Genomic DNA, 12589 nt, shown 5'->3' on the forward strand with positions numbered 1-12589 from the left:
CACACCCGTTACCCACTCCCGGTGAAGGACATCTTCCTCTATCCCCTCCACAAGCACTTCCGCCGGGAACTCCGCACTTCCTAGTCGCAACAGGGTTTACTGAAAGCTTACCCATGACGTCAGTGGCCACCGAGGAAAGCTTGATATTGGCCGACTCCAGAAGCTTGTGCAAGCGGTTAACTTCCCTAACCCGCTCATCGCTGAGGGATTTGCGATAGCGGGTCAGATCCCTGAGCTCCCGGATGGGCTTGGGAGGAATGAAACTTGCCTTAAGCAGTCCATAGGAGAGGAGCTCGGCAAGCCACTCGCAGTCCTTGACATCAGTCTTGCGCCCGGGCACGGCTTTAATGTGGGCTGCATTGACCAGCAATACCCTAAAGCTTGCCTCCAAGAGGTTAAAGATGGGCTTCCAGTAGATGCCTGTACTTTCCATGGCTACCTCCCTGACCCCATGAGCCAAAAGCCAGTCATGAAGCACAAGAAGATCAGAGGTCATGATGCTGAAGGTGCGGATCTCCTTTTGCACCTGGGCTCCTTCTCGGATCAAGACGCAGGCCACCACCGTCTTTTTGTGCACATCCAAGCCTGCACAGCGACTGTACACTACTTCCATTTCCTTCTCCTTTCTAGGTTAGCTCCAGGGGACGTCCTTGCTACAAAGACTTTACTTGGCGTGCTTCCTTGCGGAGCAACAGTTCAGGGTACCTGTAAGACGTCCAGGTCCAATTATGGACGGGCTCTTGGCACCAAAGAAAGCCGACCTTCTGCCTGGAGATGGTTAAAGAAAGTATAGCAGAAAAAGATTTTCATGGTTCACGGGTGATGGCCGCATAATGATAATTATGGTGAGGAGGCTAACCTTTATTCGGCTACCAAACAGCAAGCCGAGAGATTTTTGAGAAAGGTTAGGCTTCCCAAGCATAGGCACTATCCTCTTATCCTGCGCCGAGATGTCATTCGACTGGAAAGGCGAGATACTAAGATAGTCCCCTATTGGCTTAAACTTCCGGTCTTTGGGGTTAGAGGTGGTATCTGGCTGGGGCTTAAACCTCATTGCGATGTTCCTCTGGATTGCTCTCTCAGGGAGGCTAAACTTATCAGGCGAAAGAATAGCTGGACTGTTCATTTGACTATCCAGAGAGAAGTTCCTGGACCCGTTATAGATGAGCGTCCTATCCTTGCTATAGACCTTGGGGAGAGGTATCTGGCTACTGTCTGTGGCAGTAATGGTATTAATCCTCAATTTCTGGGCAAGGAGGTCAGAGGCATTCGGAGACACTATGGTTGGCTTAGAAAGAGACTGGGGGAGAGAAAGCTCCTTAGCATCATCGAGAAAGTAGGACCTACTGAGCAAAGGAAGGTCAATGACATCTGCCACAAGGTCAGTCGGCAGATAGTCAACCAGGCCAAAGAGACTGGCTCGGTTATCGTCCTTGGAAACCTTAAGGGAATAAGAAAGAAGGCCAAAGGTAGAAGGATGAACCGCATCGTCTCGGGTATGCCCTACTATAAACTGACTCAGTTCATCAAATACAAGGCAGCCTGGGAAGGCATACCCGTAGTAGTCATTTCGGAGGCCTATACCTCCAAAACCTGCCATCGCTGTGGCTGTCTTGGCTCTCGCCCCTGTCAAGGTCTCTTTCTTGGTCATTCTTGTGGTCTCCGCTATTCTGCCGACTTAAACGGTGCTCGTAATATTCTTAAGAGGGCCGGGGAGTATATCTCCTCAGCCGGGGCTGCTTTGGCACAGCCCGTAACTCAAGTCAGAACTTGAGAATCCCCCGAATTTATTCGTGGGGAGTGTCAAATAGATTCTCTTAAAATGCCTGGTCGCGTTATGGAGGTACTCGATATGTGCGGACGAAACCCTGCATCACAGGACGCGGCTGCTCACCATTCCTCAACGAGATCCGGGAAATTTCGAAATCGACCCTGAAGGAGTCTAGGCAGAGCTGGGTGTCTATAATCTGTCGACTCTTCCTGGGAGCTTCATTTTAATGAACTCGAGTTCGTTATTGTGAATCAATACCTGTCATTCTAGTTTCCCCGCCTTGACTGTTTTATAATCTATGTTATGATAGTCAACGTACGAGGAGACTATCATTGCACAAAATATAAAGAGTTTGAGTAAGAGCGAGACAAAACTACTCACAACACTAAGTGCTGAAGGCAAGAATGTGTTCACCTATGACGATGCTAAGCGGGTTCTTGCCGGCGACAGAGGTGGAATCAAGCAGGCGCTCTATGTCTTAGTAGAAAAGGGCTGGGTCAAGAATCTGGAGCGTGGCAAGTATCTAATTGTTCCCCTGGAAGGAATCGCGCAAGGCGTGTGGTCTGAGGAAGCCTTTGTTATTGCGTCTACTCTTGTTAACCCCTACACCATTGCATACTGGTCAGCTCTCAACTACTACGGTTACACCGAACAGATATCAAGGACTATTTTCATTCAAACAACCAGGCGAAAGTTCAAGGCTGAGACTGAGGTCTTAGGCATTGCTTATAAGTTTGTCACTGTGAGACCCAATAAGTTCTTTGGCACGACAACCATCTGGTTTGGCAACAGAAAGGTTGCTATCACAGATAAGGAGAAGACGATTATTGACTGCTTAGATCACCCCGAATACTGTGGTGGCATCGTTGAGGCGGCCAAGGGTCTGGCCAACGCAGTTGAGGACGGAATCGACTTGAGTCAGCTCACATCCTACGCCAAGAAGATGAACAACCGGACCATCTTTAAGCGGCTTGGGCATCTAGCGGAAATACTGGAATTGCCGGTTTCCAACTATCTTGAGCGATGGCACAAGATGATATCTGCAGGGTTTTCTCTCCTTGATCCTCTGTCAGCTAAGACTGGCAAATTCATCTCAAGATGGAACATACAAGCTAATGTCAGTAAGGTAAACCTTACTGAGTGGAGAACCCACTGATGATCTCTTTGGGAGAGCTCAAAACTAAGGCTGCACAAAGCGGCATTGACATAAGTGTCCTTGAACGTGACTACGTCATCTCATGGGTGCTCAAAGGTATCTTTGATGATAGAAGTCTCAAGGAAGGACTCGTCTTTAAAGGCGGTACAGCTCTTCGCAAGGTTTACTTCCCTGACTACCGCTTCTCAGAAGATCTGGACTTCACTATGATCAAACCTCTTACGGAACTGGGTGAGGTGCAAATCCATGAAAGCTTGGGAGACGTATGTAAGAGCGCTTACACCCAATCAGGGGTTGAGCTTACCCTCGTGGATTTCAAGCAAACAAGGGATGAGCTCGGCGAGGAAGCATTTGTTGGTAAGATCCAATATGTCGGTTCACGAGGCCACCGCGCTGGCAACCCACCTCGCATCAAACTCGACATAACCTTCTACGAGGAAGTCATCTTACCGCCAAACAAGCTACCGCTTCTTCACTCATACTCCGATGCCTCAGAGTGTAAAGCGGTCATAGCCGCCTACAGACTCGAAGAGATGGTAGCCGAGAAACTCAGATCGATCCTTCAGAGACAACGATCCAGGGATATTTATGACCTCTGGTATCTTCTAAAGTTCCACAACAGAGAACTGGATAAAGAGCTGATCAGGAAAGTGTTTCAAAAGAAATGTGAATATAAGGGCCTATCCTTCGCCGGCGTTGATGATTTCTTCAAGCCAGAATTGCTCGCGTCACACAAGTTCGCCTGGGAGCCGTCAATGAAAAGGCAAGTTACTGACCTTCCCGACTTTGCTGATGTGGAGGATGACCTACGACATCTGCTTAATGATCTCTTCTAATTCGCGTAGAATATCTAAATAGGTAACCATTAAGCTACCAGAAGAAATAGTGTTTGTTTACATGACCTTTCCAGAAGACAGAGACCTCTGAGCAGTACTACAAAAAATCCGAAAATTCTTTACTTCTGGTAGCTTGATGGTTACTTTTGGCCAAAGTTCAGCCTTAGTCTGTCTGTTTGACTGCTCTCCGGGATTATGGTACAGTTAAGGCTAATGACTTATAAATCAATTGACTTAATCCGAAGAGATTATGCCGACCTTCTACCCCACCTACCTTCGTGAGCGTTTTACCAACCGGGCTCGCGAGCTGGCCTTGCTGGAAGGGGTAGCCGAAGACCTCCGGCGCGGCCAGCCCCGCCACGTGGCTCTCTTCGGTCTGCGACGCATCGGCAAGACGCTTCTGTGCCAGGAGCAGGTGATACGTCTGTTGGTCAGGGGGGACATCATTCCAGTCTACCTGGACATGGAGGAACTATGTACCGCACCGGAGCCCTTCGCCCAACGTTACATCGGCCTGACCTGTTTTTGGGCTCTGGCTGGCGGAGAGGCTCCAGTGGACCCTTATCTTACCGTTGAACGGCTGTTGGAGACCGAGGTAGTGAAAGTCCCCCTGGTCGTCCGGACAGCCGGAGCCGTTAGCCGGGAGCTGGGCCGCAGCAAACCTGACTACGGGCTGCTCCTCAAGCTGGCCTTCGACTTTCCCGACCAACTGGGCCAGACTCTTGGTCGGCCGCTGATGTGCTTCCTGGACGAGTTCCCCGAGCTGTCCAGCCTGGGGAACTTCCCCGGTGTGGGGGACCCCCTTAAACACTTTCGCGCCTCTTTACAACAACAATCGCAAGTGAGCTATGTCATCACTGGGTCGGCTATCGCCGTGATGGAGCGATTGGTCCGTGACCATGAATCCCCCCTCTTCCTTCAGTTTCGCACTCTGCAGCTGCGGCCCTTCACCCGGGAGGATGGCCGGGAGCTAGTCGAGAAGCTGATCGGGCCGCTGGCACCAGCTGCCCATGCGGCTATCTATACTTACACTTTTGGGCATCCCTTCTATGTTACCGCACTGGCCGCGCGACTGCGGGAACTGGCGCCAGCAGGACCAGAAGCGGTTGATGTCCAACAGGTGCAGCAGGCCTTCTTGCTGGAAGCCCTCTCTGGCCAGGGCCAGATCTATAGTTACTGCCGCTACCTGTACGATATCTCCTTGCAGAAGGCGCGAGGCTACGGTCTCCTGAAGGCGCTCCTCCAGGTCTTGGCCGAAGAAGAAGGACTGCGTTTGTCGGAAGTGGCCCGCCGCCTGCGGCGGCAGGCTCCCGCGACCCGGGAGTACCTGCGCTGGCTGATGGAGGTAGATCTGGTGACTGAGGAGGATGGGCGCTACTACTACCGAGACCCCGTGCTTCGCTTCTGGGTGGCCTACACCAGCCGAGGGATTGAGGTGGATGCCTTCCCCCGGCGGGAGGATTTAGAGGGACTGGTGGCTGATCTCACAGAACGGTTCGAGCGGGTTGCGACCCAACTAGGTCGAGCCAGGGAAAGCGAAGTGCGAGAGTTGCTACGGAACCTGGCCGGGCAGACGGTGGACGGGGCTTTGCTGGGTCAAGCGGGTACTTTCCACATCCCCGCCTTCACCCGGATTGAGCCATACCGCTCCCCGGATGGTCGGATCGAGGTGGATGCTCTGGGCGAGGATGGTGAGCGGTGGATCATCGAGGTCAAGTGGCGGAAGAAGCGGGTGGGGCGTGGAGAGTTAGGCCAACTTATAGAGCGGGCTAAGCAGGTTCAAGCCCGGCCCTGGTGCATTTCGCAGGCCGGGTTCACATCCGAAGCCACGGCCTACGCTGCCGATCACGGCATCCTCATCAGCGACGCCAACGACCTGGCCGCCCTGGAGCGAGCGGCTTCTTGAGATAGTTGGCATGAGTCCGTGTCCCACACGGGTAAACTCATTTTTATGCCTTCTACTCGTTGATATCACGTAAAAATGTACTCGAAAGGGGATGCAATTCGATTCGTTGAGGAAGGAACTCCCTATTTGATATACTTGTAACACAAGTAAATTATCAGGGAGGAAAATATGTCCGTTTCAGTTTCGATTCGGCTTCCTGACGAAACTGCTCGAGCTCTGGAAGAGGTTGCTTGGGCGATAGATCGCCCAAAGACCTTTTTGATTCGTAAAGCGATAGAGAGCTACCTCATTGAGCAGGCTGATTATCAAATTGCCTTGGATCGCATTTAGTCAAGGAGTGGTTGACAAATCAAGTTTGTCTAAAAGACTGATAGAAGGCTGGCATGCTATAATGTTGGTCATTACCCGAAGATTAGGCAAAAATACTCGACATTTTTATCGTTTGTCGGTGATGGCTGCGTAATGATAATTAGGAAAGAGAGGAGAAATTGATGCAATCCAGAACACTTGCTCAGCCCATGATTGAGGTCATAATGTCCCGAAAGGGCATTCTATATGATGTCCTTTTGATTCTAGGCGGAAGCCTTCTCACCGCCCTCTCCGCCCAAATCGCCATTCCTCTGCCCTTCAGCCCGGTTCCCATCACCGGACAGACCTTCGCGGTGCTCCTTGTGGGTACTCTGTTGGGGAGCCGGCGGGGAGCACTGGCCATGCTGGCCTATCTGGGCGAAGGACTTTTGGGACTGCCTGTCTTCGCAGGTGGAAGAGGAGGGCTGGCCGTATTTATGGGGCCCACGGCTGGCTATCGGTGGGGCTTTGTGGCTGCTGCCTTTCTGGTGGGTAGCCTGGCCGAGCGAGGGTGGGACAGACATATCTGGTCTGCCGGGGCAGCCATGTTTCTGGGAAACGGAGTTATCTATCTCTTTGGCCTCCCCTGGCTGTCTTATTTCCTGCCTGGCTCGCTGAGCCAGGTTCTGGCGCTGGGACTCTATCCTTTCGTTCCCGGAGATATTTTGAAGTTGGTGCTGGCAGCTCTGGCTCTGCCTTCTGGCTGGGCGCTGTTACAACGCCGAAAAGGGTGAAAGGCAGCTCACTGTCTTCCTCTGCCCCAAGATAGATGAAATTACGGGGACATCATCTCCTCTGTATTTTGCCCCTCTTTAAGAGGTCGACCTGAAGCCTTCCTTGCGGTACAATCTTGAAGAATATAATTATGCTGGGAGTGACTGCTGTGGGTAACAGATATGATCATCGACAAATAGAAGAGAAGTGGCACCGGATCTGGGAAGGGAGGGAAGAGAAGAGACGTAGAGCAAAGGGCCGCAAATACTATCTTCTGGAAATGTTTCCTTACCCTTCTGGCGAGCCCCACATGGGTCACGTAAAAAACTATGTGATCGGGGACGTGCTCAATCGAGTGAGACGGAGGCAAGGATACGATGTTCTTCATCCTATGGGATGGGATGCCTTCGGTCTGCCAGCAGAAAATGCGGCCATCCAGACCGGAACCCATCCCAAGATCTGGATCGACAATAACATCAAGAGCTTTAAGAGAGCCATAAAGGCTCTGGGTATCCAGTATGACTGGGACCATGAAGTTACTACCTGCGATCCCGACTACTACCGATGGACCCAATGGATATTCCTGAAGTTTTATGAAAATGGCCTGGCGGTGAGAAAAAGGGCTCCGGTTAACTGGTGTCCTTCCTGTAATACAGTCCTGGCCAATGAGCAGATAGTGGGCGGTCGGTGTGAGAGATGTTCTACTGAGGTAACTCAAAAAGAGCTGGTTCAATGGTTCTTCAAGATTACCGACTATGCTCAGAGGCTTCTGGACGATATGGAGCTGCTTAGGGGATGGCCGGAGCGGGTTCTGATCATGCAGCAAAACTGGATCGGGCGCAGTGAGGGGGCCACGGTGGAGTTTCCCCTGGTAGGAAGTGACCGCACCACCCCTATCTTTACCACCAGGCCAGATACTCTGTACGGAGTCACCTTTTTCATCCTCTCACCCGAGCATCCTTTGGTAGAGGAATTGGTGAAAGGCACCGAGTATGAGGATGAAGTTAGGAAGTTCCAGGAGCAAGTGAGAAAGGAGTCTCTGGTAGATCGAGGAGCTCCAGAGGTTGAAAAGAAAGGTCTGTTCCTAGGACGTTACGTAGTAAATCCCTTGAATGAGGAAAAGGTTCCGGTGTGGGTCGCCAACTATGTGCTTATGGAGTACGGCACCGGGGCTATCATGGCCGTACCGGCCCATGATGAGAGAGACTTTGAATTTGCCAGGAAATATGATCTTCCCATCCGGGTAGTGATTAAGCCCAGGGATGGGGAGATAGACGAGCATAATTTAAGGGAAGCCTACCTGGGAGAGGGAGTTATGGTCAACTCCGGACCTTTTAGTGGCCTGGATAGCCAGGAGGGGAAAAAGAAGATTGTAAGATACCTGGAGAAAGAGGGGATCGGGAAGTTCGACGTCTCCTACCGGCTCAGGGATTGGCTCATCTCCCGGCAGAGGTACTGGGGAGCTCCCATTCCCATCGTCTATTGCGAGAGATGTGGGATCGTGCCGGTCCCCTATGATGATCTGCCCGTGCTTTTGCCCATGGATGTCGATTTTAAGCCCACTGGCCAGTCGCCCCTGACTTCCTGTCAGGAGTTTGTGGAGACCTCCTGCCCCCGATGCCGTGGCCTGGCTAAAAGAGAGACGGATACCATGGACACCTTCGTCTGCTCCTCCTGGTATTATCTGAGATTTTGTAGCCCTCACTATATCGAAGGTCCCTTCCCAAAAGAGGATGTGGACTACTGGATGCCCGTGGATCAGTATATCGGTGGAGTGGAGCATGCCATTCTCCACCTGATGTACTCCCGTTTCTTCACCAAAGTCTTCTATGATCTGGGCATGGTCAAATTCAAAGAACCCTTCGCTAACCTCTTCACCCAGGGCATGATCTACAAGGATGGGGCCAAGATGTCTAAATCCAAGGGCAATATAGTAAGTCCAGATCGGATTGTGGAGGATTATGGAGCCGACACCGCCAGGCTGATGATCCTTTTTGCTGGACCTCCAGAGCTGGATATGGAGTGGAGCGATAGAGGAGTGGAGGGGGCTTACCGATTTCTGAATCGGGTCTGGAGGCTGGTCAGGGACAGTGTGAGGAGCCTGCAGCTTCTATCCTCTTCGGAAAGGGAAATCTCTTCGGAAAGGGAAATCAGCCAGGAGGATGTAAAGCTGCGCCGAAAGACCCACCAGACCATCAAGAAGTTTACCCAGGACGTCTCGGAAAGATTCAGCTTCAATACGGCCATAAGTGCTCTGATGGAGCTGGTTAACGATATGTATAAGTACAACGAGCTGGTTAGCCAGGAGGAACAAAACCCCCAGGTTTTACGGGAGGCTACTGAAATTCTGGTCCAGCTTCTGGCCCCCATTGCGCCCCATCTGAGCGAAGAGCTGTGGGAACAGTTGGGACATAAGGAGAGTGTCCATGACCTGCCCTGGCCCAGTTACGATGAGGAAATAGCCAGAAGCGAGGAAATCACCGTGGTTATCCAGATCAATGGCAAGCTCAGAGACAGGATCACCGTCCCGGTGGATATTAGTGAGGAGGAGATGAAAAAAATAGCCCTTTCCTCCCAGAAAGCGGCAAAATTCTATGAGGGTAAAGAGATCAAAAAGGTGATCACTGTGCCGGGTAAGTTGGTGAATATTGTGGTGTGATAGGTAGGTTTTTGAAAACTATGACAAATTTGATTCCGCATAACAAGCCCCTGGTGCCTTTGCTACTCTACTGGCACAAGGTATATTACTAACATATCCGTGAAATGAATGGCGGAGGTGAATCGAGTATGCCAGACTATAGGCTTACAGTAGTTGTGGAACGAGATGAAGATGGGCTCTATGTAGCTTCAGTAGCGCTTCTTCAGGGCTGCTATACCCAGGGGGAAACCTACGAAGAGGCCCTGGAGAATATTAAGGATGCTATCAGGTTACACATTGAGGCTCGCCAGGCATTAGGAGAGCCTGTACCCATAGAGGTTGTCGAGTCTATGTATCTGTTGCCATAAACACATTTCACTTTGTCTCCATAAACATCCTCACCTTTTATCCTTCAGTTTATCTCATAGCCCACCCCCAGATATCTAGTAATTATCTATTTACATATTTATGCTTTTAGTCTATAATGTAAACAGTCCTTACAAGACGGATTACAGTAATGTAAGTGGCAGATTGGAGTGACGGAAGGGGCATCTTTGGGCAAAAGCGAAGGCTTTTCCGAAAGACAACAAATCTGGTAGGACAATTCTGACAGAATGTCTAGATTGCGTGAACTGCTCTCCCTAATCAGAGATTTCTCCGCTGCCCAATGGCAGTTGGTGGTTCTGGCCCTTCTGGCCCTGATCCTGACCATGACGGGGATCTATTTTCTCTATAACTCCAGGTCTCGACAAATCTACAGCGTGGAGATAGGAGGGGAAATAGCTTCACAGGAGACCGAGATGAGCGATAAAGGGGGGCCAAGGGAGAAAGGTGAAGAAGGGGGCGCCACCGATCTGGTCGAAACTCAGGAAAGTCGGGAAGGACAGGAGGAGCAGGATGGGGGAACTGTGCCGGTTGTGGTTCACGTCAGTGGTGCGGTACAGCGTCCAGGGGTTTATGAGCTAAGGGAAGGCATGAGGGTCATAGATGCTATTGAGATGGCCGGTGGTGGAACGGAGAAGTCTGATATCCACCAGCTTAATCTGGCAGAGACCCTCTACGACGGCCAGAAGATATATGTTCCAGCCAAAGGGGAGGAGATAGGATATCTTGGCAGTGGATCAGGTGGGGAAAGTTCTTCCGGGTCCGCCACCAGAAAAATCAATTTAAATACGGCATCCATAGAAGAGCTGGAAGAGCTGCCCGGTATTGGCCCCACTCTGGCCACAAGGATTGTTGAATACCGGGAGAAGCATGGGCCGTTTAGAAAAGTGGAACAATTGATGAATGTGTCCGGAATAGGCATTAAGAAATTCGAGTCCCTCAAGGATAAAGTCAGAATTTGAGAATGGAAGGGACCTCAGCACACCGCATCAGGAAGTGGCTGCCTCCCGTCTCCGTGGCCTTTCTCTTGGGAATCCTTATCGGATTCAGATTTAGTCCCTCTATATATCTCCTTTTTCTTCTTCTCTTTCCTGTTCTGATCTTTATGTTGCTTTTTGTATTCCGTCCCTTTCCCGGGGGAGGGATTTTTGTTCTGGTGACTTTCTTGCTGGTGGGAGCCATTATGGCCAGGCTTCAGGCCATCTCCCAGGATGACCAGGTCTTTCTCCAGTTGGCTCAAGAGCGAAAAGTGGCGGAGATCCAGGGAGTGGTGGCCTCTCAGATTTTCCAGGGCGATCATGTCTACTACTTCGACTTAAAGGTGAAGCGCCTCACTGATCTGGAGAGAGACTGGGGGACCAATAAGAAGATCAGAGTCTTACTCCCCTTGGGGAAAGAGCCTGATTTCGAGCGAGGAGCAGTAGTAACTATCCTGGGAAAGTTCCGCGCCGCCGAAGGCAACAAAGTCCAAAAGGGGTTTCTCAAGGACCTTTTCTGGGAAGAAGAAGGGCCAGAAATTCTGTTTTACGGCTTTGCCGGGCAGGCGAAGATAACAAAGAAGTCGGGAGGCCTGCTCGCGGCCCTGCTGCAGTTCATCCACCGGCGGGCTACCCTCAGCTTCGAAAGGTATCTGGGCCGCGATCAGGCCGCCTTCATGAGGGCTATGGTCCTGGGAGACAGAAGTGATCTCAGTGAAGATCTGAATAATGATTTTCGGGATACCGGCCTCTTCCATATTATTGCCATCTCCGGCCAGCATATGACCATTCTGAGCTCTCTTCTCTTTGCTCTTTTGAATCCATTTCCCATCTCCAGGAGGGCCAAAGTCTTTCTGGCTCTTCTTTTCATTGCCTTCTATGGAGTTCTTACGGGCCTGGGGCCGTCCGTCTTCAGGTCTGTAGTCATGGCTTTTGTGCTCATGCTGGGGATGGTGCTGGGCCGAGAGAGAGATATGCTTTCCTCCATTTCTCTTTCCCTGGTCGTGCTTCTAGCCATCAATCCCCAACTGGTTTTTGATGTGGGCCTGCAGCTCTCCTTTCTGGCTACCCTGGGTATTGTTCTTCTTTCACCTTTCTTTCTGGAAAGATTAGAAAGGCTCCCGGCCTGGCTGGCCCAGATTGTAGCGGTGAGTCTAGCCTCCCAACTGGCAGTAGCGCCCATTCTGGCTATCAACTTTCACCGTATCTCCCTCATAGCCTTGATTGGAAACGTTGTGGTACTGCCGGTTATTCCTCCTCTCCTGGGAGCGGGAGTCCTTTCAGCTGCTCTGGCCTCTTTGGTTATAGCCTTCACCCGCCCCTTAATGCTCTTGATGGACTTCATTCTGCGCTATCTTTTTTGGGTAGTCCATCTTCTGGCCGAACTGCCCTTTTCGACCCTGGAGATCTGGTCTTTTGGAACCGGGGGAGCTCTTATTTACTACCTTTTTCTCTTCTCCTTCTTTCCCGTTTGGCAGAAGATCAAGCTGAACTCCAGGCAGAGGAGGATCGTTGGAGTAGCAGTGGCTCTCTTGCTCCTGATCCTGCTGCTGGCCTTCTTCTTGTTCCCCGAGACCCCTCCCCAGGCTCTTACAGTGAGCGTCCTGGATGTGGGGCAGGGGGACTCTATTCTGATTCAGTCCAGAGAGGGTATAAACATTTTAGTGGATGGGGGCGAGGACCCCTGGATGGCTTATGAGAAGCTCAGAAAAAAGGGAGTGCGTCATTTAGATCTGGTCATTCTCTCCCATCCCCATGAGGATCATCTAAGCGGCCTGCTAAAGGTGATAGAAAAGCTTCCAGTGGGGGCGGTTCTTGATGGAGATTCTGGCTCCAACAGTTTTCCGTACCAGGAGTTC

The 12589-nt window shown here is 51.2% G+C and carries 10 protein-coding genes and 1 pseudogene; 10 read left to right on the forward strand and 1 reads right to left on the reverse strand.

Features of this window, described 5'->3' with window-relative positions:
• On the reverse strand, positions 1-613 hold a 613-nt coding region (locus HW443_RS06345), incomplete at its 3' end, for an IS110 family RNA-guided transposase (RefSeq protein WP_176237995.1).
• A gap of 273 nt (positions 614-886) precedes the next feature.
• Here HW443_RS06345 and HW443_RS06350 point away from each other — a divergent pair.
• The 10 genes and pseudogenes from HW443_RS06350 to HW443_RS06395 all read left to right on the forward strand — a co-directional run.
• Positions 887-1774 (forward strand): annotated as a pseudogene (locus tag HW443_RS06350) (RNA-guided endonuclease InsQ/TnpB family protein); the annotation flags it as partial.
• Positions 1775-2123: 349 nt separating this feature from the next.
• On the forward strand, positions 2124-2927 hold the full coding sequence (locus tag HW443_RS06355) for a type IV toxin-antitoxin system AbiEi family antitoxin domain-containing protein (RefSeq protein ID WP_176230709.1): 804 nt from the start codon (positions 2124-2126) through the stop codon (positions 2925-2927).
• Complete coding sequence (locus HW443_RS06360; protein WP_176230708.1) at positions 2927-3763, forward strand: nucleotidyl transferase AbiEii/AbiGii toxin family protein; 837 nt, start codon at positions 2927-2929, stop codon at positions 3761-3763. The genes HW443_RS06355 and HW443_RS06360 overlap by 1 nt, the downstream gene beginning before the upstream one ends.
• 250 nt (positions 3764-4013) lie before the next feature.
• The gene (locus HW443_RS06365) at positions 4014-5669 is read left to right on the forward strand and encodes a restriction endonuclease (RefSeq protein ID WP_176230707.1); all 1656 of its coding nucleotides are present in this window, start codon (positions 4014-4016) and stop codon (positions 5667-5669) included.
• A gap of 168 nt (positions 5670-5837) precedes the next feature.
• Positions 5838-5999 (forward strand): ribbon-helix-helix protein, CopG family, encoded by a 162-nt coding sequence (locus tag HW443_RS06370; RefSeq protein WP_176230706.1) that lies wholly within the window; start codon positions 5838-5840, stop codon positions 5997-5999.
• A gap of 161 nt (positions 6000-6160) precedes the next feature.
• A complete protein-coding gene (locus HW443_RS06375) occupies positions 6161-6751 on the forward strand; it encodes a biotin transporter BioY (protein ID WP_176230705.1) in 591 nt (196 codons plus the stop codon).
• A 131-nt stretch (positions 6752-6882) separates the two neighbouring features.
• Positions 6883-9390 (forward strand): leucine--tRNA ligase, encoded by a 2508-nt coding sequence (leuS, locus tag HW443_RS06380; RefSeq protein ID WP_176230714.1) that lies wholly within the window; start codon positions 6883-6885, stop codon positions 9388-9390.
• Positions 9391-9518: 128 nt separating this feature from the next.
• Positions 9519-9737, forward strand: a complete 219-nt coding sequence (locus tag HW443_RS06385) for a type II toxin-antitoxin system HicB family antitoxin (RefSeq protein WP_176229852.1) — start codon at positions 9519-9521, stop codon at positions 9735-9737.
• Positions 9738-9983: 246 nt separating this feature from the next.
• Positions 9984-10715, forward strand: coding sequence for a helix-hairpin-helix domain-containing protein (locus HW443_RS06390; RefSeq protein WP_176230704.1), 732 nt, complete (start codon positions 9984-9986; stop codon positions 10713-10715).
• A gap of 2 nt (positions 10716-10717) precedes the next feature.
• The coding region (locus HW443_RS06395; RefSeq protein ID WP_176237996.1) for a ComEC/Rec2 family competence protein at positions 10718-12589 on the forward strand (1872 nt) is incomplete at its 3' end.

It is taken from the genome of Candidatus Hakubella thermalkaliphila (assembly GCF_013281975.1).
In the GTDB taxonomy this organism is placed as follows: Bacteria; Actinomycetota; Humimicrobiia; order Hakubellales; family Hakubellaceae; genus Hakubella; species Hakubella thermalkaliphila.